This window comes from Spirilliplanes yamanashiensis (assembly GCF_016863475.1).
Lineage (GTDB): Bacteria > Actinomycetota > Actinomycetes > Mycobacteriales > Micromonosporaceae > Spirilliplanes > Spirilliplanes yamanashiensis.
Genome location: NZ_BOOY01000018.1, coordinates 227,349 through 253,400 on the forward strand (window position 1 = coordinate 227,349; position 26,052 = coordinate 253,400).

General features: G+C 73.2%; 27 protein-coding genes. 11 read left to right on the forward strand and 16 right to left on the reverse strand.

The features are described from left to right. The first annotated feature begins 161 nt into the window (after positions 1-161). Entirely contained in the window at positions 162-896 is a 735-nt protein-coding gene (locus Sya03_RS13065; RefSeq protein ID WP_239107426.1) for a histidine phosphatase family protein, read from the forward strand. Positions 897-905: 9 nt separating this feature from the next. Here the strand turns inward: Sya03_RS13065 and Sya03_RS13070 are convergent, their stop codons facing one another. From Sya03_RS13070 to Sya03_RS13105, 8 genes are read right to left on the reverse strand one after another with little or no spacing between them, the layout of a single operon-like run. Further along, positions 906-1,274 (reverse strand): metal-sulfur cluster assembly factor, encoded by a 369-nt coding sequence (locus tag Sya03_RS13070; RefSeq protein WP_203938514.1) that lies wholly within the window; start codon positions 1,272-1,274, stop codon positions 906-908. Then, positions 1,271-1,729 carry a Fe-S cluster assembly sulfur transfer protein SufU gene (sufU, locus tag Sya03_RS13075; RefSeq protein ID WP_203938572.1) on the reverse strand — a complete coding sequence of 153 codons (459 nt, stop codon included), beginning with the start codon at positions 1,727-1,729 and terminating at the stop codon, positions 1,271-1,273. The genes Sya03_RS13070 and sufU overlap by 4 nt, the downstream gene beginning before the upstream one ends. Next, a complete protein-coding gene (locus Sya03_RS13080; protein WP_203938515.1) occupies positions 1,726-2,946 on the reverse strand; it encodes a cysteine desulfurase in 1,221 nt (406 codons plus the stop codon). The genes sufU and Sya03_RS13080 overlap by 4 nt, the downstream gene beginning before the upstream one ends. Positions 2,947-2,969: 23 nt before the next feature. Then, the gene (gene sufC / locus Sya03_RS13085; protein ID WP_203938516.1) at positions 2,970-3,743 is read right to left on the reverse strand and encodes a Fe-S cluster assembly ATPase SufC; all 774 of its coding nucleotides are present in this window, start codon (positions 3,741-3,743) and stop codon (positions 2,970-2,972) included. Beyond that, positions 3,740-4,069, reverse strand: coding sequence for a non-heme iron oxygenase ferredoxin subunit (locus tag Sya03_RS13090; RefSeq protein ID WP_203938517.1), 330 nt, complete (start codon positions 4,067-4,069; stop codon positions 3,740-3,742). Before Sya03_RS13090 ends, sufC begins: the two co-directional genes overlap by 4 nt. After that, complete coding sequence (gene sufD / locus Sya03_RS13095) at positions 4,066-5,205, reverse strand: Fe-S cluster assembly protein SufD (protein WP_203938518.1); 1,140 nt, start codon at positions 5,203-5,205, stop codon at positions 4,066-4,068. The genes Sya03_RS13090 and sufD overlap by 4 nt, the downstream gene beginning before the upstream one ends. A 3-nt stretch (positions 5,206-5,208) precedes the next feature. Continuing rightward, positions 5,209-6,645 carry a Fe-S cluster assembly protein SufB gene (gene sufB, locus Sya03_RS13100; RefSeq protein WP_203938519.1) on the reverse strand — a complete coding sequence of 479 codons (1,437 nt, stop codon included), beginning with the start codon at positions 6,643-6,645 and terminating at the stop codon, positions 5,209-5,211. Further along, a complete protein-coding gene (locus Sya03_RS13105) occupies positions 6,642-7,391 on the reverse strand; it encodes a helix-turn-helix transcriptional regulator (RefSeq protein ID WP_370872019.1) in 750 nt (249 codons plus the stop codon). Before Sya03_RS13105 ends, sufB begins: the two co-directional genes overlap by 4 nt. Before the next feature lie 105 nt (positions 7,392-7,496). Here Sya03_RS13105 and Sya03_RS13110 point away from each other — a divergent pair, with 105 nt between their 5' ends. Genes Sya03_RS13110 through Sya03_RS13120 form a run of 3 tightly spaced genes read left to right on the forward strand, consistent with a single transcriptional unit; the run spans position 7,497 to position 10,465 of the window. Next, complete coding sequence (locus tag Sya03_RS13110; RefSeq protein WP_239107428.1) at positions 7,497-8,435, forward strand: COX15/CtaA family protein; 939 nt, start codon at positions 7,497-7,499, stop codon at positions 8,433-8,435. A gap of 32 nt (positions 8,436-8,467) precedes the next feature. Further along, positions 8,468-9,745 (forward strand): glycoside hydrolase family 99 protein, encoded by a 1,278-nt coding sequence (locus tag Sya03_RS13115; RefSeq protein ID WP_203938520.1) that lies wholly within the window; start codon positions 8,468-8,470, stop codon positions 9,743-9,745. Between the two features lie 24 nt (positions 9,746-9,769). After that, entirely contained in the window at positions 9,770-10,465 is a 696-nt protein-coding gene (locus Sya03_RS13120) for a Mut7-C RNAse domain-containing protein (RefSeq protein WP_203938521.1), read from the forward strand. Here Sya03_RS13120 and Sya03_RS13125 read toward each other — a convergent pair. The 3 genes from Sya03_RS13125 to Sya03_RS13135 form a co-directional block, all read right to left on the reverse strand. Continuing rightward, positions 10,462-11,364: an ATP-grasp domain-containing protein gene (locus Sya03_RS13125; protein WP_203938522.1), complete on the reverse strand. Its 903-nt coding sequence runs from the start codon at positions 11,362-11,364 to the stop codon at positions 10,462-10,464. The two genes, Sya03_RS13120 and Sya03_RS13125, sit on opposite strands and share 4 nt — an antisense overlap. Then, positions 11,361-11,687 (reverse strand): hypothetical protein, encoded by a 327-nt coding sequence (locus Sya03_RS13130; RefSeq protein WP_203938523.1) that lies wholly within the window; start codon positions 11,685-11,687, stop codon positions 11,361-11,363. Before Sya03_RS13130 ends, Sya03_RS13125 begins: the two co-directional genes overlap by 4 nt. Before the next feature lie 185 nt (positions 11,688-11,872). After that, the gene (locus Sya03_RS13135; RefSeq protein WP_370872018.1) at positions 11,873-12,868 is read right to left on the reverse strand and encodes a heme o synthase; all 996 of its coding nucleotides are present in this window, start codon (positions 12,866-12,868) and stop codon (positions 11,873-11,875) included. 280 nt (positions 12,869-13,148) lie between these two features. Between Sya03_RS13135 and tkt the strand changes: the two genes are divergently transcribed. The 7 genes from tkt to Sya03_RS13170 all read left to right on the forward strand — a co-directional run bounded on the left by tkt (position 13,149) and on the right by Sya03_RS13170 (position 22,166). Next, a complete protein-coding gene (gene tkt, locus Sya03_RS13140; protein ID WP_203938524.1) occupies positions 13,149-15,302 on the forward strand; it encodes a transketolase in 2,154 nt (717 codons plus the stop codon). 12 nt (positions 15,303-15,314) lie between these two features. Further along, a complete protein-coding gene (gene tal, locus Sya03_RS13145) occupies positions 15,315-16,460 on the forward strand; it encodes a transaldolase (protein ID WP_203938525.1) in 1,146 nt (381 codons plus the stop codon). Between the two features lie 10 nt (positions 16,461-16,470). Continuing rightward, entirely contained in the window at positions 16,471-17,952 is a 1,482-nt protein-coding gene (locus Sya03_RS13150) for a glucose-6-phosphate isomerase (protein ID WP_203938526.1), read from the forward strand. A 48-nt stretch (positions 17,953-18,000) separates the two neighbouring features. Next, positions 18,001-19,518, forward strand: coding sequence for a glucose-6-phosphate dehydrogenase (zwf, locus tag Sya03_RS13155; protein WP_203938527.1), 1,518 nt, complete (start codon positions 18,001-18,003; stop codon positions 19,516-19,518). Between the two features lie 145 nt (positions 19,519-19,663). Further along, on the forward strand, positions 19,664-20,680 hold the full coding sequence (locus Sya03_RS13160; protein WP_203938528.1) for a glucose-6-phosphate dehydrogenase assembly protein OpcA: 1,017 nt from the start codon (positions 19,664-19,666) through the stop codon (positions 20,678-20,680). Positions 20,681-20,710: 30 nt separating this feature from the next. Beyond that, positions 20,711-21,484, forward strand: coding sequence for a 6-phosphogluconolactonase (gene pgl / locus Sya03_RS13165; RefSeq protein ID WP_203938529.1), 774 nt, complete (start codon positions 20,711-20,713; stop codon positions 21,482-21,484). Between the two features lie 55 nt (positions 21,485-21,539). Continuing rightward, a complete protein-coding gene (locus tag Sya03_RS13170; protein WP_239107430.1) occupies positions 21,540-22,166 on the forward strand; it encodes a GNAT family N-acetyltransferase in 627 nt (208 codons plus the stop codon). On the opposite strand, the gene Sya03_RS13175 is transcribed toward Sya03_RS13170, so the two are convergent. The 5 genes from Sya03_RS13175 to Sya03_RS13195 form a co-directional block, all read right to left on the reverse strand. Further along, complete coding sequence (locus tag Sya03_RS13175) at positions 22,156-22,704, reverse strand: maleylpyruvate isomerase N-terminal domain-containing protein (protein WP_203938530.1); 549 nt, start codon at positions 22,702-22,704, stop codon at positions 22,156-22,158. The genes Sya03_RS13170 and Sya03_RS13175 overlap by 11 nt on opposite strands. A 524-nt stretch (positions 22,705-23,228) precedes the next feature. Beyond that, positions 23,229-23,573, reverse strand: a complete 345-nt coding sequence (locus Sya03_RS13180; RefSeq protein WP_203938531.1) for an RNA polymerase-binding protein RbpA — start codon at positions 23,571-23,573, stop codon at positions 23,229-23,231. A gap of 122 nt (positions 23,574-23,695) precedes the next feature. Then, positions 23,696-23,950, reverse strand: coding sequence for a preprotein translocase subunit SecG (secG, locus tag Sya03_RS13185; protein WP_203938532.1), 255 nt, complete (start codon positions 23,948-23,950; stop codon positions 23,696-23,698). A 107-nt stretch (positions 23,951-24,057) separates the two neighbouring features. Continuing rightward, positions 24,058-24,849: a triose-phosphate isomerase gene (gene tpiA, locus Sya03_RS13190; RefSeq protein ID WP_203938533.1), complete on the reverse strand. Its 792-nt coding sequence runs from the start codon at positions 24,847-24,849 to the stop codon at positions 24,058-24,060. 5 nt (positions 24,850-24,854) lie between these two features. Continuing rightward, the gene (locus Sya03_RS13195; RefSeq protein WP_203938534.1) at positions 24,855-26,051 is read right to left on the reverse strand and encodes a phosphoglycerate kinase; all 1,197 of its coding nucleotides are present in this window, start codon (positions 26,049-26,051) and stop codon (positions 24,855-24,857) included. Position 26,052: the final 1 nt, after the last annotated feature.

A 26,052-nucleotide genomic window follows, 5' to 3' on the forward strand; every position in this document is an offset into this window, starting at 1 on the left:
GCCGGCGCGACGCGGCGCCGGGACTGCTGCCGGCGGGCCGGGGCGGCCGCGGCGACAGGGTTCCGGTGCGGGCGAGGCGTCGTCATGGCGTCATCGTGCGCCGGGCGACGGCAGCGCCGCGACCGGATTTCCGCGGCGGCGTCCCGGGCAGTATGGGAGGCATGACGGACCTGATCGCGGAACTCACGGCGGTGCGGCACGGGCAGAGCCGGGCGAACGTCATGTTCCCCGCCGCCGACGCCGAGGGCCGGCTGGAGTCCGGGCTGACCGGCCGGGACGCCGACGTCGAGCTGACCGACCTGGGGCGGGCGCAGGCCGCCGCGGTCGGCCGGCACCTCGCCGGGCTGAGCCCCGACCGGCGGCCCGAGGTGGTCGTCACGTCGCCGTTCCGGCGGGCCCGGGACACCTGGGCCATCGCCGCGCAGGCGTCGGGGCTGCCGTGGCCGGAGCCGGTGACCGACGACCGGCTGGTGGACCGGGGCGTGGGCGACCTGGAGATGATGACCCGGGCGGCCATCCGGGCCCGGTTCCCGCAGGAGCCGGCGCGGCTGGCCGAGCGGGGGTACATGCGCTACCGGCCGCCCGGCGGTGAGGACTTCCACGACATGACGGCCCGGATCGGCTCGTTCGTCGCCGACGTCCACCGCGACCATCCGGGGCGGCGGGTCATCGTCGTCGCGCACGACTCGGTGGTGCTGGTGCTGCGCGGCGTCGTCGAGGGCCTCGACATCGACGGGCTCGCCGCGGTGGAGGCCGGGGCCGGGTCGGTGCGCAACGCGTCGATCAGCCGGTTCGTCGCTGACGGCGCCCGGCTGACCGTCGCCGAGTACAACGCGGTCGGGCACCTGGAGACGGTGACGGCCGGGCCCGACGAGAGCGCGGACCCGGCCGTGTGACGTGCGGCGTCAGACGTTGAAGCCGAGCGCGCGCAGCTGCTCGCGCCCGTCGTCGGTGATCTTGTCGGGGCCCCACGGCGGGAGCCACACCCAGTTGATGCGGAAGTCGCTGACCAGGCCGCCGCCGGGGCCCTGGGTCAGCGCCGAGCGGGTCTGGTCCTCGATGACGTCGGTCAGCGGGCACGCCGCCGACGTCAGGGTCATGTCGATGGTGGCGATGTTCTCGTCGTCCACGTGGACGCCGTACACCAGGCCCAGATCGACCACGTTGATGCCCAGCTCGGGGTCGACCACGTCCTTCATGGCCTCCTCGATGTCATCGATGGTGGCCTTGGACACGGCAGGGGTCTCGGCTGCGGTCACGGTCTCGTCGCTCATGCGTTCACCTCCGGGCTGATGCCCACACCGGCGCGCGCCGCGGCGTCCTTGAACGCCATCCACGGCAGCAGCGCACACTTGACTCGGGCCGGGTAGCGGGCCACGCCGGCGAACGCCACCCCGTCCCCGAGAACGTCCTCGTCCGGGGTGACGTTCCCCCGGCCCTGCATCAGCGTCACGAACGCCTCGTGCACCGCCGTCGCCTCGGCCGCCGAGCGGCCGTTCAGCAGCTCGTGCAGGACGCTCGCCGACGCCTGGCTGATCGAGCAGCCCTGGCCGTCGTACGAGATGTCGGTGAGCGTCGCACCGTCGGCCGCCACCCGCAGGGTCACCTCGTCGCCGCACGTCGGGTTGACGTGGTGCGCCTCACCGCCGAACGGCTCGCGCAGCCCGCGGCCGTGCGGGTGCTTGTAGTGGTCCAGGATGATCTCCTGGTAGAGCCCGTCGAGCATCAGCCGAACACCTTCCGCACGTGGTGGAGCGAACGCACCAGCGCGTCGATCTCCCCCGTTGTCGTGTAGAGGTAGAACGACGCCCGGGTCATCGCGGGAACGCCGAACCGGGCGCAGACCGGCCGGGCGCAGTGGTGACCCACCCGCACCTCGACGCCGTCGGCGTCGAGGATCTGCCCGACGTCGTGCGGGTGCACGCCCTCCACGGCGAACGACACGGTGCCGCCGCGGCCCTCGACCGTCGCCGGGCCGAAGATGCGCACGCCGGGCACGTCGGCCAGCGCGCCCAGGGCGTACGCGGTGATCTCCTGCTCGTGGGCGTGGATGGCGTCCATGCCCAGCGCGGACAGGTAGTCCGCGGCCGCGCCCAGCGCGATCGCCTCGGCGATCGGCGGGGTGCCCGCCTCGAACCGGGCCGGCGGCGCCGCGTACGTGGTGCGCTCCAGCGTGACCGTCTCGATCATCGAGCCGCCGCCCAGGAACGGCGGCAGGTCGGCGAGCAGGTCGTAGCGGCCCCACAGCACGCCGATGCCGGTCGGGCCGAGCATCTTGTGGCCGGTGAACGCGATGAAGTCGGCGCCGAGCTGCTGCACGTCGACGCCGAAGTGCGGCACCGACTGCGAGCAGTCCAGCATGACGGCCGCGCCCACCTCGTGCGCCCGCGCGACGATCCGCGACACGTCGTTGACGGTGCCGAGGATGTTCGACATGTGCACGACCGAGACGATCTTCGTGCGCTCGGTGATGACCGGCTGCGACTCGTCCAGCCGGCCGGAGTCGGTCACGCCGAACCACTTCAGCGTCGCGCCGGTGCGCTCGCACAGCAGCTGCCACGGCACCAGGTTGGAGTGGTGCTCCATCTCGGAGACCACCACCTCGTCGCCCGGGCCCAGCCGGGTGGTGAACGCGTGCGCCACCAGGTTGATCGCCTCGGTGGAGTTCTTCGTGAACACCACCTCGTCGCTCGACGCCGCGCCGATGAACCGCGCGATGGTGCCACGCGCCGCCTCGTACGCCTCCGTCGCCTCGGTGCCCAGGGTGTGCACCGAGCGGGACACGTTGCCGTTGTGCAGCTCGTAGTGCTCGCGCAGGGTGTCGATGACCTGCCGCGGCTTCTGCGAGGTGTTGGCGCTGTCCAGGTAGACGAGCGGGTGCCCGTTGACGAGCCGGTCGAGGATCGGGAAGTCGGCGCGCACCTTCTCCACGTCGAAACTGGTCATGTCGGGCCCCCTCTCGTCGCCGGTCAGACGGTCGCCGCGCCGGCGCCCGCCACGTACCGCTCGTAGCCCTCCGCCTCGAGCTTGTCGGCCAGCTCCGGACCGCCCTCCTCGACGATCCGGCCCGCGACGAACACGTGCACGAAGTCCGGCTTGATGTAGCGCAGGATCCGCGTGTAGTGGGTGATGAGCAGCAGGCCCGTGGCGCCGGTGTCGCGCACCCGGTTGACGCCCTCGCTGACGACGCGCAGCGCGTCCACGTCGAGGCCGGAGTCGGTCTCGTCGAGCACCGCGATCTTCGGCTTGAGCAGCTCCATCTGGACGATCTCGTGGCGCTTCTTCTCACCGCCGGAGAAGCCCTCGTTGACGTTGCGCTGCGCCATCGCCGGGTCCATGTGCAGGCGCTCCATGGCGCCGCGCAGCTCGCCGGCCCAGGTGCGCAGCTTCGGCGCCTCGCCGTCGATCGCGGTCTTCGCGGTGCGCAGGAAGTTCGCCACGGACACGCCGGGCACCTCGACCGGGTACTGCATGGCCAGGAACAGGCCGGCCCGGGCGCGCTCGTCGACGCTCATCGCCAGGACGTCCTCGCCGTCGAGCGTCACCGTGCCGCCGGTGATCTCGTACTTCGGGTGGCCGGCGATCGAGTAGGCCAGCGTCGACTTGCCGGAGCCGTTCGGGCCCATGATGGCGTGCGTCTCGCCCGACTTCACGGTGAGGTCGACACCGTGGAGGATCGGCTTGAGCTCGCCGTCCGGCAGCTTGACCGACACCTTCAGGTCGCGGATCTCCAGGGTGCTCACGGGGTCACTACTCCATTGCTCGGGTTCAGGTCGATGTAGATGTCGCCGTCGCGGACCTCGACGGGATAGGTGGCCACCGGCTCGGTCGCCGGCAGGCCGCTCGGCCGGCCGGTGCGCAGGTCGAAGCGGGAGCCGTGCAGCCAGCACTCCAGGGTGCAGCCGTCCACCTCGCCCTCGCTGAGGGCGACGGCGGCGTGCGAGCACTGGTCGTGGACCGCGTAGACGTTGTCGTCGTCGGCGTGCACGATCGCGACGGTGGTGCCGTCGATCTCCGCGGAGATCGCCGACCCCTTCGCCACGTCTTCCAGCGAGCAGACCTTCCTCATGCCCCGGCCTTCACCAGCCGGGCCTCGATGGCGTCGCCGAGGCGGGTGCGCAGCTCCTCGAGCGGGATCTTGTTGAGCAGCTCGGCGAAGAAGCCGCGGACCACCAGTTTGCGCGCCTCCTCCTCCGGGATGCCGCGCGCCATCAGGTAGAACAGCTGCTCGTCGTCGAACCGGCCGGTCGCGCTCGCGTGGCCCGCGCCCGCCACCTCGCCGGTCTCGATCTCGAGGTTCGGCACCGAGTCGGCCCGGGCGCCGTCCGTGAGGATCAGGTTCCGGTTGATCTCGTAGGTGTCCGTGCCCGTCGCCGCGGCCTGGATCAGCACGTCGCCCACCCAGACGGTGTGCGACGACTGGCCCTGCAGCGCGCCCCGGTAGCCGACGTAGCTGCGGCAGTCCGGGACGCTGTGGTCGACGAGCTGGCGGTGCTCCAGGTGCTGGCCGGCGTCGGCGAAGTACAGGCCGTACAGCTCGGCCTCGCCGCCGCGCGCGGTGTACTCGACCGACGTGTACTGCCGGACCAGGTCACCGCCGAGCGCCACCTGCACGTGCACGACCTTGGCGTCGCGCCCGACCCGCAGCTTGACGTGCTGCGCCTGCACGGCGCCCGCGTCCCACTCCGCGATCGTGACGAGGGTCAGCTTCGCGCCGTCGCCGACGATCACCTCGACGTTGTCCGCCAGGGTGGCCGAGCCGAGCTGCTCCAGCACCAGCGTCGCCTCGGCGAACCGGCCGACCCGCACCAGCGTGCGCGCGTAGGAGGACGAGTCGATGCCGGGCCCGATCACCCGCACCAGGGCGGGCCTGGCGACCTGCGCCTCGGGGGCGATCTCGACGAGGCTCACCTCGGTGGCCGCGCCGTAGGCGAGCGCGCTGACCCGGTCGAACGGGACCAGCACCCGCTCGGCCTCCTCGGCCGGCACGGAGCGCAGCGTCACGCCGGCCGGCAGGTCCACGGCCTCGACGGTGACGGGCTTGCCCGCCGCGCCGTCGGCCGCGGACGCCAGGCCGCGCATGCGCTTGAGCGGCGTGAACCGCCACTCCTCCTCCAGGCCGGTGAGGGCCGGGAAGTCGGCCACGTCGTACGAGCGCAGCGCCTGCGACTTCGTCGTGGGGGGAACCAATGCGTCAGTGGTCATGGATCAGCCGACCGCGCCTTCCATCTGCAGTTCGATCAGTCGGTTCAGTTCGAGCGCGTACTCCATCGGGAGCTCCTTGGCGATGGGCTCGATGAAGCCGCGCACGATCATCGCCATCGCCTCGTCCTCGGTCATGCCCCGGCTCATCAGGTAGAAGAGCTGGTCCTCGCTGACCTTGGAGACGGTGGCCTCGTGCCCCATCGACACGTCGTCCTCGCGGATGTCGACGTACGGGTACGTGTCGGAACGCGAGATCGTGTCGACCAGCAGCGCGTCGCACTTGACCGTCGACTTGGAGTGCGACGAACCCTCGAGCACCTGGACCAGGCCCCGGTACGAGGTGCGGCCGCCGCCCCGCGCGATCGACTTGCTGACGATGGTCGAGGAGGTGTGCGGCGCGGCGTGCACCATCTTGGCGCCCGCGTCCTGGTGCTGGCCCTCGCCGGCCATCGCGACGCTGAGCACCTCGCCGTGGGCGTGCGCGCCGGTCATGTAGACCGCCGGGTACTTCATGGTCACCTTGGAGCCGATGTTGCCGTCGACCCACTCCATGGTCGCGCCCTCTTCGCAGGTGGCGCGCTTGGTGACCAGGTTGTACACGTTGTTCGACCAGTTCTGGATGGTCGTGTAGCGGCAGCGCGCGTTCTTCTTCACGACGATCTCGACGACCGCGCTGTGCAGCGAGTCGGACGAGTAGATCGGCGCGGTGCAGCCCTCGACGTAGTGCACGTAGGCGCCCTCGTCGACGAGGATCAGCGTCCGCTCGAACTGGCCCATGTTCTCCGTGTTGATCCGGAAGTAGGCCTGCAGCGGGATGTCGACCTTGACGTTCTTGGGCACGTAGATGAACGAGCCGCCGGACCACACCGCGGTGTTCAGCGCGGCGAACTTGTTGTCACCCACCGGGATGACGGTGCCGAAGAACTCGCGGAAGAGGTCCTCGTGCTCGCGCAGCGCGGTGTCGGTGTCGAGGAACAGCACGCCCTGCGCCTCGAGGTCCTCGCGGATCGCGTGGTAAACGACCTCGGACTCGTACTGCGCGGCGACGCCGGCGACGAGGCGCTGCTTCTCCGCCTCCGGGATGCCCAGCTTGTCGTAGGTGTTCTTGATGTCCTCGGGCAGGTCGTCCCAGCTGGCCGCCTGCTTCTCCGTGGAGCGCACGAAGTACTTGATGTTCTGGAAGTCGATGCCGGACAGGTCGGCGCCCCAGTTCGGCATGGGCTTGCGGTCGAACAGCCGCAGGCCCTTCAGCCGCAGGTCGAGCATCCACTGCGGCTCGTTCTTCTTCGCGGAGATGTCGCGCACCACGGCCTCGGACAGGCCGCGCTGGGCGGTGGCCCCGGCGGTGTCGGCGTCGGCCCAGCCGTACTCGTACTTGCCCAGGGCGGCGAGGTGCTCCTCCTGGGTGACGACGACAGGCTGGGTGATCTGCTCGGTCATGTATCTGTCCTCACAGTGGTTGCGGTGTTCTCCGTGGCGCGCGCGACCCCGGGGATGTGCGTGGTGCACACCCCGTCGCCGTGCGCGATGGTGGCGAGGCGCTGCACGTGGGTGCCGATGAGCCGCGAGATGACCGCGGTCTCGGCGTCGCACAGCTGGGGGAACTCGGCGGCCACGTGCGCCACCGGGCAGTGGTGCTGGCACAGCTGCCCGCCGGTCGCGATCGTGGTCGCGTTGGCAGCGTAGCCCTCGGCCGTCAGCGCCCTCGCGAGCGCCTCCGCCCGGGCCATCGGGTCGTCGCCGGCGGAGCGCAGCGCGGCCCGGCAGCGCTCCTCGAGCGCCGAGACCTGGGAGGTGGCGAAGGCGTCGACCGCGTCCGGGCCGCCGTGCTCGGCGATCCAGCGCAGCGCCGCGGTGGCGATGCCGTCGTAGAAGTGCGGGAACGTCTCGCGGGCGGTCGCCGTGAGGGCGAACGTCTTGGCGGGGCGGCCCCGGCCGCGCGGGCCGCGCGGGCGGCGGTCGCGGGCCTCGACCAGGCCGTCGGCGAGCATGGCGTCGAGGTGCTTGCGGATCGCGGCGGGGCTCAGGCCCAGCTCGACCGCCAGCTCGGCCGCCGTGGCGGCGCCGCGCTCGAGCAGCAGCTGGGAGACCCGGTCGCGGGTGCGCCGGTCGTGGTGCTGGGCTGCGGAGGCGCCGGGGGTCGGCTCGACCACCGTGCTGCTCCCGGCCAGTACCACGTTTTTCACTACGCCAACGTTACGTATTTCCGGCGGCACCTGCAAACCCGCCCCCCGGTGATCCCAGCCACCGCGCGATCAGGCGTCTACTACGCGGTGCGTACTCTGGCCGGGGTGAGCCTCACCGTCTCCCCCGTCGCGCTCAGCCGCCTCGCGTTCGCCTCGGTCGTGGCGAACGTGGGCATCGTCGTCACGGGCGCCGCCGTCCGGCTGACCGGCTCGGGGCTGGGCTGCCCGACCTGGCCGCGCTGCACCGCCGAGTCGTACACGACGACGGCCGAGATGGGCATCCACGGCGCCGTCGAGTTCGGCAACCGGCTGCTCACCTTCGTGCTGGGGGCGATCGCGCTGGCCGGCTTCCTCGGGGCGCTGCTGCAGCGGCGGCGCCGCCGCTCACTGGTGCTGCTGTCGCTGGCCATCCTGCTCGGCATCCCCGGCCAGGGCGTCATCGGCGGCATCACGGTGCTGACCAACCTCAACCCGTGGGTGGTCGGCCTGCACTTCCTGCTGTCCATGGCGCTGATCGCCGGGGCGTACGCGTTCTGGCGGCGCGTCCGCGACGGCGACGGACCGGCGCGCCCGGTGGTGCCGGCGCCGCTGCGCACGCTCGTCCAGCTCACGGCCCTGGTCAGCGCGGCCGTGATCGTGGTGGGGGTCGTCGTCACCGGCAGCGGCCCGCACTCCGGCGACGGCGGCGCCAAGCGCAACGGCCTGGACCAGGAGAACATCTCCCAGGTCCACGCCGACCTGGTGTTCCTGCTCGTCGGCCTGTCGGTGGCGCTGTGGTTCGCGCTGCGGGCGGTGCACGCCCCGCCGGCGGCCGTGCGCGCCGCCGGGGTGCTGGTGCTCGTCGAGCTGTCGCAGGGGCTGATCGGCTTCGTGCAGTACTTCACCGGCCTGCCGGTGGTGCTCGTCGGCGCCCACATGCTCGGCGCCTGCCTGGTCTGGCTGGCGACGCTGGCGGTGATCTGGAACGCCCGCGAGCGAGTGACCGCCGACGTGCCCGCCGCCCCAGATTCACGAGTCGAATTAAGTTCTCCTGTGCTTCGTTGAGCCGGTCGGGGCGCGGCCGTACCTTTCCCGCCGTGCCCCTCTCCCGCCGCACCCTGCTCGCGTCCTCCGTCGCCGTGACCGGCGCCGGCCTGGGCGCCGCCGCCGTCCGCACCGCCCTGCCGTCGCACGCCGCGAGCCCACCGGGTGACGTGGTCGGCGAGGTGACCGTCGGCTACCAGGGCTGGTTCTCCTGCCCCGGCGACGGCGCGCCGATCGGCGGCTGGTGGCACCACGCCCCCGACCGCTTCCGGCCCCCGTCGCCGGTCAACGAGAGCCTGGTCGCCTGGCCGGACATGCGCGACTACGCCCGCGGCTACCCCACCGGCTACGCCGACCTGCCGGGCGGCCGCCCCGCCACCCTGTTCTCCTCCTACGACCCGCAGACCGTCGACGTGCACTTCCGGTGGATGCGCGAGCACGGCATCCGGACGGCGGCGCTGCAGCGGTTCGACCCGACCGGCGACGAGGGCCCCACCCGCGACGCGGTCACGCGCCTGGTGCGTGACGCCGCCGAGCGGCACGACCGCCGGTTCTACGTCATGTACGACGTCACCGGGTGGCGGGCCATGCGGGAGCAGATCACCCGGGACTGGACGCAGCGGATGGCGGCGTACACCTCCTCGCCCGCGTACGCCCGGCAGAACGGCCGCCCGGTCGTCGGCATCTGGGGGTTCGGCTTCGCCGACGACGGCCGCCCGTTCGCCCCGGACGCCTGCCTCGAGGTCCTGCGCTGGTTCCGCGGCCAGGGCGTCTACCTGATGGGCGGCGTGCCCACCCACTGGCGCACCGGGCAGGGCGACTCGCGCGCCGGGTTCACCGAGGTGTACCGCGCGTTCGACATGATCTCGCCGTGGATGGTCGGCCGGATCGGCGACGCGGCCGGCTCCGACCACTTCTTCACCCACGTGACCACCCCGGACGTCGCCGAGTGCCGCGCCCGCGGCATCGACTACCAGCCGTGCGTGCTGCCCGGCGACCTGGTGCTCGGCCAGCGCCGGCACGGCGACTTCATGTGGCGGCAGTTCTACAACGTGGTCCGGGCCGGCGCCGCCGGCGTCTACGTGTCGATGTTCGACGAGTTCAACGAGGGCAACCAGATCGCCAAGACGGCCGAGACGAGCGCCGACGTGCCCGCGGGCAGCCGGTTCGTCGGGCTGGACGAGGACGGGACGCCCTGCTCGGCCGACTACTACCTGCGGCTGACCGGCGACGGCCGCCGGATGCTGCGCGGCGAGCTGCCGCTGACCCCGGTCCGGCCGACCGCCCCGGTGATCCCGGCGGCCCGGGAGACCGGTCCCGGGAACCGGTAGGCGGGCCGTGGCACGATGCCCGGCATGACGACCGCCACGATCCGGATCGACGCGTCGCTGCACCCGCTGCTGCCGTCGCGGCACCGGCGCGCCGAGCTGACCGTGCCCGCCGACGGGGTGGCCACGGTGGGGCACGCGGTGGAGTCGCTGGGGCTGCCGCGCACCGAGATCGGCCCGGTGACCGTCGGTGGCGCGCCCGCGGATCCCGGGCGCCGGCTGGCGCCGGGCGACGTCGTCGGCGTCGCGCCCGTGCCGCGGCCGCAGCCGATGGCGTTCCCGCGGTTCGTGCTGGACGTGCACTTCGGCACGCTGGCCCGGCGGATGCGGCTGCTCGGCATCGACACGGCGTACCGCAACGACGCCGACGACCCGGAGCTGGTCGAGCAGGCGATCGCCGAGGGCCGCATCCTGCTCACCCAGGACCGGGGGCTGCTGCGCCGCCGGGCGCTGCCGCAGGGCGCCCTGATCCCCGCCGGCGACCCGGACGCCCAGCTGGCCGACGTGCTGGACCGGTTCGCGCCGCCGCTGGCGCCGTGGACGCGCTGCCCGGCGTGCAACGGCCTGCTGCGCCCGGTCGCCAAGGAGGCGGTCGCCGACCGGCTGGAGCCGGGCACCCGGGACGCGTTCGACGCGTTCTCGCAGTGCGCGGACTGCGCGCGGGTCTACTGGCGCGGCGCGCACGCCGACCGGCTGGACGCGGTGGTGACCGCGGCCGGCTAGAGCCGGGCGGCGATGCCGTCCGCGAGCCGCTCGGCGCACCGCGGCGCGACGTCGAAGAACAGGGACGGCTCGGTCAGCTCCAGCTCCAGCAGCCGGGGTTCGCCGTCGGGGCCGGGGATGAGGTCGACGCGGGCGTACAGCAGCCGGTCGGCGCCGCCCGGCACGGCCGCCAGCACCCGCCCGGCCACGGCCAGCTCGGCGTCCGACGGCTCGCGGGCGGTGATCCGCTCGGTCCGGTAGAGCCCGTCGACGCCGGCGTCCGGGCCGTCGAGCAGGGCGTCCTTGCGGATGGCGTGGCTGAGGCCGAGCCGGCCGTCCGCGCCGGAGGTGAAGACGAGGGCCGTCTCGCCGACGGTGTCGACGGCCGCCAGGTACGGCTGCACCATGGCGACCCGCCCCGCCCGGCCGAGCCGCTCGACGTGCGCGGCGGCCAGCGCGGCCTCGGCGGGCATCGCGTAGCGGCCGGTGTCGCGGCCACCGGCGCTGACGGTCGGCTTGACCACCCACTCGCCGGTGCCGGGGGCGGTCCAGGACTCCCCCGGCGCCACCCAGCCGGTGTCGACGACGGGCAGGCCGGCCAGGTCGCGCAGGTACTGCTTGTCGGTGTTCCAGGCGACGACGTCGGCCGGGTTCGCCAGCGCGGGCACGGTGGCCGCCCAGGCGAGGAAGGCGTCGCGCCGGTCGGTGTAGTCCCACGGCGAGCGCAGCACGACCAGGGAGTAGGCGGCCCAGTCGGCGCCCGGGGCGTCCCACGGCACGGCCTCGACGGCGACGCCGCGCCGGGCCAGGGCGTCGGCCAGCGGCTGGTCCCCGTGGTCGACGCCCGGCAGTTCGGCGCACGTGACGAAGGCGACCCGGGAACCATCCCGGGTCGCGCGGTGGACGGGGGGAAGACTCAACGGGCCATGCTGCGGCGGGCCATGCTCCGCCAGAGGTCGTTGCTGGGGCGCATCTGCTCCATGAGCTCGCGCTCCCACTCGTTCTCCACTTCGACGCCCGCGGTGGCGCAGGCCTTGCGAGCGGTGTCGGTGCCGTCGGCGAACTGGTCGGTCCACTCGCCGTCCGAACCCACCAGGACGATCCGGGCGCCGCGCTTGCCGACGTACTCGATGACCGCCTTGGCGCCGCCGTGTCCGGCGGCGAACGACTTGATCCCCGCGACGAGCGTGTTGCCCGTGTGGGTCGAGCCGGCGGCCGTAGTCGTATCGGAACCTTCTGCCATGAGATGCAGCCTAAGCAGGTCTCGCGCGCACAACGGCCATTCTGTGCGACTTTCGTGACTCAGATAACCCGCAGGTTTACGCATCGAGCGAAGCGATTACGCCCGATTCACGCGGCTTTAACACCATAGTTCGGCCACGAAAAACGATCACTTTCCGTCACGCAGCGCTATCCGTAACGCGCAGGTCAGATGAGCGCGTCGACCGCCACGGCGAGGAACAGAACGGTCAGATACGTGATGGACCAGTGGAACAGCCGCATCGGGCGCAGCGGCGCACCGGAGCGCGACCGGGCCACCAATCGATGGGCTTCGACCAGGAAGAACGCGCCCGACACCAGCGCCACCACGCCGTAGACGGGGCTCATCCCCAACGGCCAGGCCGCCACGGACGCCGCCACGGTCAGCCAGGTGAAGATCACGATCTCGCGGTTGACCCGGGTCGTGGAGGCGACCACGGGGAGCATCGGAATGCCGGCCCGCGCGTAGTCGTCCTTGTACTTGATGGCCAATGCGTAGAAGTGCGGCATTTGCCAGAAGAAAACGACCGCGAAAAACGCCCACGCACCGGGGGCGAGCCCGCCGGTCACCGCCGCCCAGCCGATCAGCACCGGCGCGGCGCCGCAGATGCCGCCCCAGAAGGTGTTCTGCGGGGTCGTGCGCTTGAGCCACAGCGTGTAGACGAGGTCGTAGTAGGCGATCGCCGCGGCCGTCAGGGCCGTGGCCAGCCAGTTCGTGAAAACACCCATGACGGCGACCGACACCGCGGCGAGCGTCAGCCCGAAGACCAGCGCCGCCCGCGGCGTGACGCTGTGCGCCGGCAGCGGGCGCCGCTTCGTGCGCCGCATCAGCTGGTCGATGTCGCGGTCGATGTAGCAGTTCAGCGCGCTCGCGGCGCCGCCGGCCAGCGTGCCGCCGACCAGCACGACCAGCACCAGGCCCAGGTCGGGCATGCCGCCCGCGGCGAGCATCATCGCCGGCACCGTGGTGACGAGCAGCAGCTCGATGATCCGCGGCTTCATCAGCGACACGTACGCCGCCACGACCGCGCGCACGTCGCGCCGGCCCGCCGCCTGGGCGCCCGCCGTCCCGGTCGCCGTCGCGGTCGCCGCCACGTACGGGTCGCGCAGGACGACCGGCCGCTGCGGGCGCCCTGAGGCGGGGCGCTCGGTGATCATGCTCACGTACTGCCACCTTCCGGCGTTGGGCGCTGGCGGTTCAACGCCGGGGCGCTGCGCGGGACGCGGCCGCTGGAGGCACGGACGCGGTACAGCAGCACGCCCGGACAGACTACGCGCAGCCCGGGCCGCTGATCGGCCGACCCGGCAGGCGTGCACGCGGTCACATTCCGGGGGACGATGCGGTCAGGCCCTGCGTTCGCTCTCAGCTTGTGGTCCCGTCGGCGCGAAGCGGACCCACGTTTAGCCGCACTCGATAGGGTCAAAACCATAGGGTTCCGCCCACATGCCGAGGAGTACAACCGACGTGGTTGCCACAGACGCTGCACTGAACTGGTCCGACCTCGACCGCCGGGCGGTCGACACCGTCCGCGTGCTGGCCATGGACGCCGTCGAGAAATCCGGCAACGGCCACCCGGGCACGGCCATGAGCCTCGCCCCCGCGGCGTACCTGCTGTTCAACCGGGTCATGCGGCACGACCCGTCCGACCACAACTGGCCGGGCCGGGACCGCTTCGTGCTCTCCTGCGGACACTCCAGCCTGACCCTCTACATCCAGCTCTACCTGGCCGGCTACGGCCTCAGCCTCGACGACCTGTCCTCGCTGCGGCAGTGGGGCTCGCTCACCCCGGGCCACCCGGAGCACGGGCACACCCCGGGCGTCGAGACCACCACCGGCCCGCTCGGCCAGGGCATCGGCAACGCGGTCGGCATGGCCATGGCGGCCCGCCGCGAGCGCGGCCTGCTCGACCCGGACGCCGCGCCGGGCGCGTCGGTCTTCGACCACAACATCTGGTGCATCGCCAGCGACGGCGACATCGAGGAGGGCATCAGCCACGAGGTCAGCGCCATCGCCGGCCACCAGAAGCTGGGCAACCTCACGCTGATCTGGGACGACAACGAGATCTCCATCGAGGACGACACGAAGATCGCCAAGAGCGAGGACGTGGCGGCCCGGTACGAGGCGTACGGCTGGCACGTGCAGACCGTCGACTGGCGCGGCGGGCACGAGGCCGCCGACGGCGCCTACGCGGAGGACGTCGAGGCGCTGTACGCGGCGCTGCAGGCCGCCAAGGCCGAGACCGGCCGGCCGTCGTTCATCGCGCTGCGCACCATCATCGGGTGGCCGGCGCCGAACAAGCAGAACACCGGCAAGATCCACGGCTCCGCGCTCGGCGCCGACGAGGTCAAGGCCACCAAGGAGATCCTCGGCTTCGACCCGGCGCAGAACTTCGCCGTCGACGACAAGGTCCTCGCCCACGCCCGCGAGGTGGTCAGCCGCGGCCAGGCCGCGCGCACCGAGTGGGAGCAGGCGTACGCGTCCTGGGCGTCGGCGAACCCGGAGCGCAAGGCGCTGCACGAGCGCCTGTCGACGCGCACCCTGCCCGCCGGCTGGGCCGACTCGCTGCCGGAGTTCCCCGCCGACGCCAAGGGCGTCGCCACCCGCGCCGCGTCCGGCAAGGTGCTCGACGCGCTGGCGGGAGTCCTGCCCGAGCTGTGGGGCGGCTCGGCCGACCTGGCCGAGAGCAACAACACCACGATGAAGGGCGAGCCGTCCTTCATCCCGGCCGAGTTCGCCACCAAGGCGTTCCCCGGCGACGAGTACGGCCGCACGCTGCACTTCGGCATCCGCGAGCACGGCATGGGCGCGATCCTCAACGGCATCGTGCTGCACGGCGGCACGCGCCCGTACGGCGGCACGTTCCTCGTCTTCAGCGACTACATGCGCCCGGCCGTGCGGCTCGCCGCGCTGATGCAGCTGCCGGTCGTCTACGTGTGGACGCACGACTCGATCGGCCTCGGCGAGGACGGCCCCACGCACCAGCCGATCGAGCACCTGTCCGCGCTGCGCGCCATCCCGGGCCTCGACGTGGTGCGCCCGGGCGACGCCAACGAGACCGCGTACGCCTGGCGCGGCGCGCTCGAGCACACCGACCGGCCGACGGCGCTGGCGCTGTCCCGGCAGAACCTGCCCACGCTCGACCGCTCGCAGTTCGCCTCCGCCGAGGGCACCCTCAAGGGCGGCTACATCCTGGCCGAGGCCACCGGCGGCGAGCCGAAGGTCATCCTCATCGCGTCCGGCTCGGAGCTGCAGATCGCCGTGGCCGCCCGCGAGCGGCTGGAGGCCGAGGGCACCCCGACGCGGGTCGTCTCGATGCCGTGCCAGGAGTGGTTCGACGCCCAGGACCAGGCGTACCGGCAGACCGTCCTGCCCCGCGGCGTGAAGGCCCGGGTCAGCGTCGAGGCCGGCATCGGCATGTCGTGGCGGCACATCGTCGGCGACGTCGGCGAGACCGTCAGCATCGAGCACTACGGCGCGAGCGCCCCCTACACGGTGCTGTTCGAGCAGTTCGGCTTCACCGCGGACAACGTGGTGGCGAAGGCCCATGCCTCGCTCGCCCGGGTCAGCGAGATCACCGGCACCACCACCGGCAACTGAAGGAGTCATCCCATGACCGACAGGCTGGCCGAACTCTCCGCCGCGGGAGTCGCGGTCTGGATCGACGACCTCTCCCGGGTGCGGCTGACCTCCGGCGGGCTGGACCAGCTCCGCCGGGAGCAGCACGTGGTCGGGGTCACCACCAACCCCACGATCTTCGCGAAGGCGCTCGCCGACGCGGACGCGTACGACGAGCAGGTCAAGGACCTGGCGGCGCGCGGCGTGACGGTCGAGGAGGCCGTCCGCATGCTCACCACGTACGACGTGCGCTGGGCGTGCGACGTCATGCGCCCCGCGTACGACGCCTCGCAGGGCGTCGACGGCCGGGTATCCATCGAGGTGGACCCGCGGCTGGCGCACGAGACCGACAAGACCGTCGCCGAGGCCAAGGCGCTGTGGTGGCTGGTCGACCGCGAGAACCTGCTCATCAAGATCCCGGCGACGCAGGCGGGCCTGCCCGCCATCACAGCCGTGCTCGCCGCGGGCATCAGCGTGAACGTGACGCTGATCTTCTCGCTGGAGCGCTACCGCGCCGTCATGGACGCGTTCCTCGCCGGCCTGGAGCAGGCCAAGGCGAACGGGCACGACCTGACCAAGATGGCGTCCGTGGCGTCGTTCTTCGTGTCCCGCGTGGACGCCGAGATCGACAAGCGGCTGGACAAGGCCGGCACCGAGGAGGCGAAGGCCCTGCGCGGCAAGGCCGCCGTCGCCAACGCGCAGCTCGCCTACGAGGCGTACAGCGAGGTCTTCGCGTCCGACCGCTGGCAGGCGCTGGCCGACGCGGGCGCGCACCCGCAGCGGCCGCTGTGGGCGTCCACCTCGACGAAGAACCCGGACTACCGGGACGTGATCTACGTCGAGGAGCTCATCGCCCCCGGCACCGTCAACACCATGCCGGAGCCGGTCATCCACGCCTACGCCGACCACGGCGAGCTGGGCGGCGGCGACGCCGTCACCGGCTCGTACGAGTCCGCCCGCAAGGTCATGGCCGACCTGGCGGCCGCCGGCGTCGACTACGACGACGTGGTGAAGGTGCTGGAGGACGAGGGCGTCGACAAGTTCGAGCAGAGCTGGGGCGAGCTGCTCGACGGCGTCCAGAAGTCGCTCGACGCGGCCGCCAAGGGCAAGTCCGACCCGACCGACGCCGCCAAGGGCTGACGGCCCGCCGATGGCCCGGCCGCTGCTGGACCACGTGGAGGCGGCGGCCGGACTGGCCGTGTTCGGCGCGGCCGACCCGGCCGCCGGCTCCACCCGGGACGCCCTCGTCCGCGCGGGCGTCCCGGGTCTGCTGGCCGGCGCCGACCCGACGCTGTGGGGGCCCGCCGCCGAGGCGGGCGCCCGCGGCGCGCTCTCCTTCCTCGACACCCGCGCCGCCCGGCAGCTGCTGCCGCAGCTGGCCGAGCTGCGCGCCGAGCTGGCCGACCTCGACCGGGTGGTCGTCGCGGCCGCGCCGGGCGCGGCCGAGGCCGCCGAGGCCGTCGCCGGCACCCTGGGCCTGCGGCTCACCGTCCTCGCGGGCGCCGGCCCTTCGGCGGTACGCCGGGCGCTGCGCACCGGCCTGCGCCGCACCCTGCTCGTCGTCGCCGGGGCGTCCCCGGCCACCGACGCCTGCCTGCGTGTCTTCCTGCGGGCCCTGATCGACGCCGGCACCAGCGCCGCCGAGGCCGGGCGCCACGCCGTCGTGCTGGCCGCCCCCGGCTCGCCGCTGGCCGAGGAGGCGCTCGCCACCGGGGCGTACCTGCTGCCCGCCGCCGCGCCCACCCGCTTCGCCGGGCTGTCCGCGCACACCCTCGTGCCCGCCGCGCTGGCCGGCGCCGACGTCGCCGAGCTGCTCGACCAGGCCGAGGCGCTGCTGCCCGCCCTGCGCGGCGACGACGGCAACCCGGGCCTCGCGCTCGGCGCCGCCCTGGCCGGCGCCCGCGACGCACGCCTCGTGCCCGACGGCTCCGGGCTCGCCGCGCTCGGCGGCTGGCTGGCCCCGCTGCTCGACCGCTGCGGCGCCGGCAGCGCCGCCCTGGGCGCCGGCGCCACCGGCCCGGCGTTCGGCTACGGCGGCGCGCTGCTGCCCGGCCACGTGCCCGCCGCCCGCACCGCCGCCCACGGCCCGCTCGGCGCGCAGTTCACCGCCTGGGCGTACGCCGCCGCGCTGGCCGCGCACGTGCGCGGACTGGACCCGTTCGCCGAGCCGGCGCCCGCCCTCGACCTGTCCCCCGCCGCCGCGCCCGCGTTCACCGAGGGCGCCGTGCGGGTGCACACCGGCAGCGGCGCCGGCGACCTGGCCGGCGCGCTGCGCGACCTGCTCACGGGCGACGGGCCGGTCACCGTCGGGGCCGTGCTCGACCGGGACGACCACGTGGCCGCCGACGCCCTCGGCCCGCTGCTCGCCGCCGCGTCCGCGCGCCCCGTCACCCTCGCCTGGGGCGCGGGCGCCACCCGCCGCGGCGCGCTGCTGCAGCTCACCGCCCCGGCGCCCGACGACCTGCCGGTGCCCGGGCGCCCGTACACCCTCGGTGGCCTGGAGGCGGCCCTCGCCGCCGGCGACCGGCGGGCCGCGGCCGCCGCCGGGCGCGACGTCCTGCACCTCGACCTGGCCGACCCCGCCGCGGGGCTGCGCCAGGTCCTCGCCGCAGCGGAAACGTTGCAGGCGTGACCCTGTCCGTAAACCTGCACGATCGCGAAAAACTGGCAGGATGGAGCCGTGGGTAATCCGCTTCGCACAGCTCAGGACCGTCGGCTCCCCCGCATCCCGGAGCCCTGTGCCCTGGTCATCTTCGGGGTCACCGGTGACCTCTCCCGGAAGAAGCTCATCCCGGCCGTGTACGACCTCGCGAACCGAGGTCTGCTGCCCCCGGGCTTCGTGGTGCTCGGCTTCGCCCGGCGCGACTGGGGCGACGGCGACTTCGAGTCGCTCGCCTACGCCGCGGCCAAGAAGGGCGCCCGCACCCCGTGGCGGGAGGAGGTGTGGCAGCGCCTCGCCTCCCAGTTCGTGTTCGTGCCGGGCTCGTTCGACGACGACGCCGCGTTCGACCACCTGCACGACACGCTGAACGACCTGCGCGACCGCAACGGCATCGCCGGCAACGTCGCGTTCTACTTCTCCATCCCGCCGGCGGCGTTCCCGCTGGTGCTCAAGCAGCTCGCCCGCACCGGCATGGCCGACAACGCCAAGTCGGGCGGCTGGCGCCGGGTCGTGGTCGAGAAGCCGTTCGGCAACGACCTGGCCAGCGCCATGGAGCTCAACCAGCTGGTCGACAGCGTGTTCACCCCGCAGGACGTGTTCCGCATCGACCACTACCTCGGCAAGGAAACTGTCCAGAACATCCTGGCGCTGCGCTTCGCCAACAACCTGTTCGAGCCCACCTGGAACTCCAAGTACGTGGACTCGGTGCAGATCACCATGGCCGAGGACGTCGGCATCGGCACCCGGGCCGGCTTCTACGACGCCGCCGGCGCCGCCCGCGACGTGCTGCAGAACCACCTGCTCCAGCTCCTCGCCCTGGTGGCGATGGAGGAGCCTACCTCGTTCGACCCCAACGAGATCCGGGCCGAGAAGCTGAAGGTGCTCAAGGCGGTCGCCCTGCCGAAGGACATCGAGCTGGGTTCCGTGCGCGGGCAGTACCTGGCCGGCTGGGTCGCGGGCGAACGCGCCGTCGGCTACCTGGAGGAGGCGAACATCCCGCCGGACTCCACCACCGAGACCTACGTCGCCGTCGAGCTGCACATCCAGAACCGCCGGTGGGCGGGCGTGCCGTTCTACGTGCGCTGCGGCAAGCGCATGCCGCGCCGCGTCACCGAGATTGCCGTGCTGTTCAAGAAGGCGCCGCACCTGCCGTTCAACCCGGCCGACGTCGAGATGCTGGGCAACAACCAGCTCGTCATCCGCGTGCAGCCCGACGAGGGCGTGGTGCTGAAGTTCGGCTCGAAGGTGCCGGGCACGGCGATGGAGGTCCGCGACATCGCGATGGACTTCCAGTACGGCGAGGCGTTCACCGAGTCCAGCCCCGAGGCGTACGAGCGGCTGGTCCTCGACGTCCTCATCGGCGACCGCACCCTGTTCCCGGACGCCGCCGAGGTCGAGCAGTCGTGGCGCGTCGTCGACCCGCTCGAGGACGCGTGGAAGGGCACGACGCCGGAGCCGTACCGCTCGGGCGAATGGGGGCCGCGGGCGGCCGACGAGCTGCTGGCCCGCGAGGGCCGCACGTGGAGGCGAGCATGAGCTGCGCCGTCGGCGGCGGCTCCGCCGCCGCGGGCCCGCCCGCCTTCCTGCCGCCCTGTAGCCGCCAGTCGCTGCGGTCGCTGCGCTCCCTCCGCTTGGTGGCGGCTGCGGGCGGCGGCGGACGAGCCATTGTTTGGGGGAACCGATGATCGGACTGTGGGACACAACTGGCAACGAGGTCGTCAAGGCGCTGGCGGCCGAGCGGCGCAGCGCCGGCGGGGTGGCCAGCGGGCTGGCCCTGTCGCTGATCGCGGTGGTCGAGGAGCGCAAGGTGCGCGAGGCGGAGGCCGCGGCGACGATCGCCGCCGCCGCCCACCCGTGCCGGGTGCTCATCGTCGTGCGCTCCGACCTGGACGGTCGCAGCCGGCTCGACGCGGAGATCGTCGTCGGCGGCCGCCTGGGCCCGGCCGAGGCCGTCGTCATGCGCATGTACGGCCGCCTCGCGCTGCACGCCGAGTCCGTGGTGATGCCGCTGCTGGCGCCGGACGTGCCGGTCGTCACCTGGTGGCACAGCGAGCCGCCGGAGACCATCGCCAACGACTTCCTCGGCATCGTCGCCGACCGGCGCATCACCGACTCGGCGCAGGCCGCCGACCCGGTGGCCGCGCTGAAGCGCCGCGCCGAGGACTACGCCCCGGGCGACACCGACCTGACGTGGACCCGCATCACGCTGTGGCGCACGCTGGTCGCCGGCGCGTTCGACACCACCGAGGAGACGGTCGTGGGCGCCACCATCGTGGCCCCGCCGTCGGACCCCACGGCCGCGCTCATGGCGGGCTGGCTGGCCGCCCGGCTCGGCATCACGCCGGTGCTGGAGCCCACCGACCAGTGGCCGCGCATGCGGTCGGTGCAGCTGCAGTGCGCCAACGGCGACTGCGTGACGGTCACCCGCGAGGAGGGCACGGCGCTGTTCAGCCGCACCGGCCAGGAGGACCGGTACATGCCGCTGCCGCGCCGCCCCGTCGGCGACGAGCTGGCCGAGGAGCTGCGCCGGCTCGACCCGGACCAGATCTACAGCGAGGCGCTGGGCGCCCTGGCCGGCATCAAGCACCTGGAGTCGCGGCCGCCGCAGCGGGTGCACATCTGGCGCGACCCGGCGCAGGCGCAGCGGGCCGAGGCTCCCGTGGGGGCGTACGCGGGTCCCGGCGGGCGGGCCGTCTAGGCTCGACGGAGCCGATCTTGTAGGAGTGTCGTGACCGAGACCAGTGTGGTGGTGCACGCCGACGCGGGCGTGCTGGCGTCGGCGGTGGCCGCCCGGCTGATCGTGAAGATCATCGACGCGCAGGCGGAGCGCGGGTGGGCCAGCGTCGTGCTCACCGGCGGGCGCATCGCCGCCGCCATGCAGCGCGCCGTGCTGGAGCTGCCCGCCCGCGACGCCGTCGACTGGTCCAGGGTGGACCTGTGGTGGGGCGACGAGCGGTTCCTGCCGGCCGGCCACGCCGACCGCAACGAGACCCAGGCCCGCGAGGCGCTGCTCGACAAGCTGCCGCTGGACCCGGCGCGCGTGCACGCCATGCCGCCGTCGGACGGCCCGGACGGCGACGACCCCGACGCGGCCGCCGCCCGCTACGCGGCCGCGCTGGCCGCCGCCGCGAAGCCCGGGCACGCCGAGCTGCCCCACTTCGACGTGCTCATGCTGGGCGTCGGCGAGGACGGCCACGTGGCGTCCATCTTCCCGGAGCACCCCACCGCGTACGTGGTGGACGGCACCACGATGGCCGTGCGCAACAGCCCGAAGCCGCCGCCCACCCGGGTCAGCCTGACCATGCCGGCGATCACCACCGCCGAGGAGGTGTGGCTCATCGCGGCCGGCGCCGACAAGGCCGCCTCGGTGGGCATGGCGATCGAGGGCGCCGGGCCGGTGCAGCTGCCCGCGGCGGGCGCCACGGGCGTCGACCGCACCCTGTGGCTGCTCGACCAGGCCGCCGCCGCGCACGTCAAGCGGGGGCACCGCAGCCTCCGCTAGGTTCCGGAACCGCCGGCGCCAGCCATCGCCGTCCATCTCTGCCTAGGCTCGCGGCGTGCCTCTCAAGATCAGGCCGTACCGGCCCGCCGACATGCCCGCCGTCTACGACATCTGCGTCCGCACCGCCGACGGCGGCGCCGACGCGCGCGGCACGTACTCGTCCGACCTGCTCATGGGCGACATCTTCGCGGCCCCGTACGCCACGGCCGAGCCCCGGCACACCCACCTGCTGGACGACGGCGCCGGCCGCCCGGTGGGCTACATCCTCGGCACCGCCGACACGGCCGCCTTCGTCACCTGGTTCCGCGACACCTGGCTGCCCGTCACCGCGCTGCGCTACCCCGCCCCCGCCGACCCGCCGGTCACCGCCGACGACCCGATGCTCGCCCTGCTCCACCACCCGGAGCGGATGCTCGTGCCCGAGCTGGCCGACTACCCCGCCCACCTGCACATCGACGTGCTGCCCGAGTACCAGGGCCAGGGCTGGGGCCGCGCCCTGATGGCGGCGTTCCTCGACGGCCTGCGCGCCGACGGCATCGACCGGGTCCACCTGGGCATGCTGTCGTCCAACCACCAGGCCCGCGCCTTCTACGACCGCCTGGGCTTCCACGAGATCCCCGTGCCGGGCGAGACCGCCCCGGTCACGTTCCTGGGCCGCGCCACCACGCCCCTCACGGCCTGACGGTCCACCGCCACGACCCGCCCGCCCCGACCCGCCCGGTGTGCCGCAACAGCACGTCGGCCGGGTCGCCGGGCGGCGCCCCCGGCACCAGCCGCCCCACCACCCCGGCGGCGAGCGCCTCCGGCGGCCGCCACGCCACCCCGAGCCCCGCGACGACGTCATGGGTGTGCACGAGCACCTCGGCCACCCCGAGCGCCGCGAACCCACCGACGTCACACGGCCCGAAGTGCCACGCCCGCAGGCCGTCCGGCGCGGCCCGCAACGCCGCGACCAGCAACCCGCCGCACGCGGCCACCACCCGCAGCACCTCCCCCACCGCGGCATCCGGCCGCACAACCAGGTCCATCGGCAGGTACGCGTCCCGCGGGGCGCCCGCCACCTGCCCCGCGTAGGCGAGCAGGTCGTGCGCGACGTGGGCGGCGGTGTCCCGGCAGCTCCAGTCGAGCGTGCCGGCGGGGACGGACCAGTCGAGGTGGATGTGGGGTGTCAGCACCCGGGTCAGCTCGGCGACGGCAGTCGCCACGTCGTCGGCATCCACCCGGGCATGGTCCCACGGCGCCGGCCGGGCAGCCGCCTGCCGGGCCTGTGCGGTCCGATCAGCTGCGGACCGGAGGCTGCTGCCGCCAGATTTCGCGGTAGCGGGTCACACCCCCCGGGTGCCCCGGCCCGGGCGGCCATGGGCAGCTCCATACGGACCCACGCCGCGCTGCGCCCGGCTGCGGTCCACCCCGCCATGCGACGGTGCCAGCCTCCAGGCCGCGGCCCTAGACGCCAGGGCCGCGGTTCCACCCGCCAGGGCGCGGTCCCACCCGCCGGGCCGGGGTCCCACCCGCCAGCCCGGGGTCCCACCCGCCAGCCCGGGGTCCCACCCGCCAGCCCGGGGTCAAGGCGGCCGGAGGCAGCCGCCCTCATGGGCCCCACGCCGGGCCGTGGGGCGATGGTTGATCCCGCCACCGCAGATCCAACCCGACGGGCCGCAGATACCGGCCCGCGGCCGAAGATCCCTGACCGCCGCGATGGACCCGGCGCACGCCGACGAAGGCGTCCGTGTGCCGGCCGGGGTCAGTCGCGGCCGCGGCGCTGGCGGACCTTGGCGAGCGCCTCGGCCAGGATCGCCTCGCCGTCCTCCGCGGAGCGCCGCTCCTTCACGTACGCCAGGTGGGTCTTGTACGGTTCCGCGCGCGACTTCCCCGGCGGGTTCGCCGGGTCCAGGCCGGCGGGCTGGCCGCAGCGGGTGCAGTCCCATACCTCGGGCGTGTCGGCGTCGGCGGCGAGGAGGATCTCCAGCTCGTGGCCGCGCGCGCAGAAGTAGGTGACGGTGCGGCGGGGGGCGGGTTCGGAGCGTTCGGTGAACCGCATCGGGCTGGATCCGACGCGGCTGCCGCGGATGGCGCTGCTACCGGACACGGCGGTCACTCCTGTCGTCGGGGACACAATCAGACGAAAAAGTACGCGCGGCCCGCAAACGGACCGCGCGCAGAGTGTACGACGACGGGACGGGAAGCCACAGCCCCGCTCTGGTACCGGGATCAGCCCTGCTGGGCGAGCTTGAGCCAGAGGCCGAGGCCGACGATGCAGGCGAACCAGATGACGCCCACCAGGACGGTGTAGCGGTCGAGGTTCTTCTCGGCCACGGAGGAGCCGGCGAGGCTGGACGTGACGCCGCCGCCGAACATGCTCGACATGCCGCCGCCCTTGCCCCGGTGCAGCAGCACGAGCAGGGTGAGCAGGATGCTGCTGATGACCAGCAGCACGACCAACGTGTAGGCGAAACCGATCGGCATGGTGTGGGTCAGTCCTCTCAGAGCCGGGGCGTGACAAGAATAGCGGGCACCCCGGACAGGCGGTGCCCGCCCCCGCGCCCGGGTGGGGCGGGGGCGGGCGTCCCGGCTCAGCGGGCGACGTGCTCCTGGTAGCGGCAGATGGACGCGAACTCCTCCGCGTCCAGGCTGGCGCCGCCGATGAGCGCGCCGTCGACGTCCGGCTGCGCCATGATCGCGGCGATGTTGGCCGCCTTCACGGAGCCGCCGTACTGGATGCGGACGGCGTCGGCCGTCTCCTTGCCGTACTTCTCGACCAGGCGGGCGCGGACGGCGCCGCACACCTCCTGGGCGTTCTCCGGCGTGGCGGTCTTGCCGGTGCCGATGGCCCAGACCGGCTCGTACGCGATGACGATCTTCTGGACCTGCTCGGCGGTGAGCCCGTCGAGGGCGTTGTCGAGCTGGCTGCAGCAGTGGCCCACGTGGCCGACGGCCTCGCGGACCTCCAGGCCCTCGCCGATGCAGAGGATCGGGGTGAGCCCGTTGGCGAGGGCCGCCTTCACCTTCTTGTTGACCAGCGCGTCGTCCTCGTTGTGGTACTCGCGGCGCTCGGAGTGGCCGATGACCACGTAGGTGCAGCCGAGCTTCGCCAGCATGGCGCCGGAGATCTCGCCGGTGTACGCGCCGGACGCGTACGCGGAGATGTCCTGCGCGCCGTACCGGATGGCCAGCTTGTCGCCGTCCACCAGGGTCTGCACGGAGCGCAGGTCGGTGAACGGCGGCAGGACGACGGCCTCGACCTCGTTGAGCTGCTGCTCGGTGAGGCTGAAGGCCAGCTTCTGCACGAGCTGGATGGCCTCGAGGTGGTTCAGGTTCATCTTCCAGTTGCCGGCCATGATCGGCCGGCGGACGGTGTCAGCCATGACTCTCAGTTCTCCAGTGCGGCGATGCCGGGCAGCGTCTTGCCCTCGAGGTACTCCAGCGAGGCGCCCCCGCCGGTGGAGATGTGGCTGAACGCCGACTCGTCGAGGCCGAGTGTGCGCACCGCCGCGGCGGAGTCGCCGCCGCCGACGACGCTGAAGCCGTCGTTCTTCGTGATGGCCTCGGCGACGCCGCGGGTGCCCGCGGCGAACGGGGCCAGCTCGAACACGCCCATCGGGCCGTTCCAGAAGATCGTCTTCGCGGACGCGACCGCGCGGGCGAAGAGTTCCACCGAGCGGGGGCCGATGTCCAGGCCGAGCCGGTCGGCCGGGATGTCGGAGGCGTCGACGGTGACGTGGTCGGCGTCCGCGGAGAACTCCGTGGCGGCGACGACGTCGACCGGCAGCACGATCCGGCCGCCGGCCTCGGCCAGCAGCTCGGCGCAGGTCGCGACCATGTCCTGCTCCAGCAGCGACGTGCCGACCTCGTGGCCCTGGGCCTTGAGGAAGGTGAAGCACATGCCGCCGCCGACGAGCAGCTGGTCGACCTTCGGCAGCAGCGCCTTGATGACGGCGAGCTTGTCGGAGACCTTCGAGCCGCCGAGCACCACCACGTACGGCTTCTCGGGCGACTCGGTGACCTTGCGCAGCACCTCGACCTCGCGCAGGACCAGGCCGCCCGCGTAGCGCGGGAGCCGGGCCGGCACGTCGAAGACGGAGGCGTGCTTGCGGTGCACCGCGCCGAACGCGTCGTCGACGTAGGCGTCGGCGAACGCGGCCAGCTTGTCGGCGAACGCGCCGCGCTCGGCGTCGTCCTTGCTGGTCTCGCCCGCGTTGAAGCGCAGGTTCTCCAGCAGCAGGACCTGGCCGCCGGTCAGCGCGCCGGCCTTGGCCTGCGCGTCCGCGTCGACGGTGTCGGCGGCGAACAGCACCTCGGAGCCGAGCAGCTCACCGAAGCGGGCCGCGACCGGCGCGAGCGTGAACTTGGGGTCCGGCGCGCCCTTCGGGCGGCCCAGGTGCGAGCAGACGATGACGGCGGCGCCCGCGTCCCGCAGGGCCACGATCGTCGGCAGCACGGCGCGGATCCGGCCGTCGTCGCTGATGACGCCCGGGTTGCTCTTGTCGAACGGGACGTTCAGGTCGGCGCGCACGAGGACGCGCCGACCCGAGACACCCTCGCCGAGCAGGTCGTCGAGAGTCTTCAAC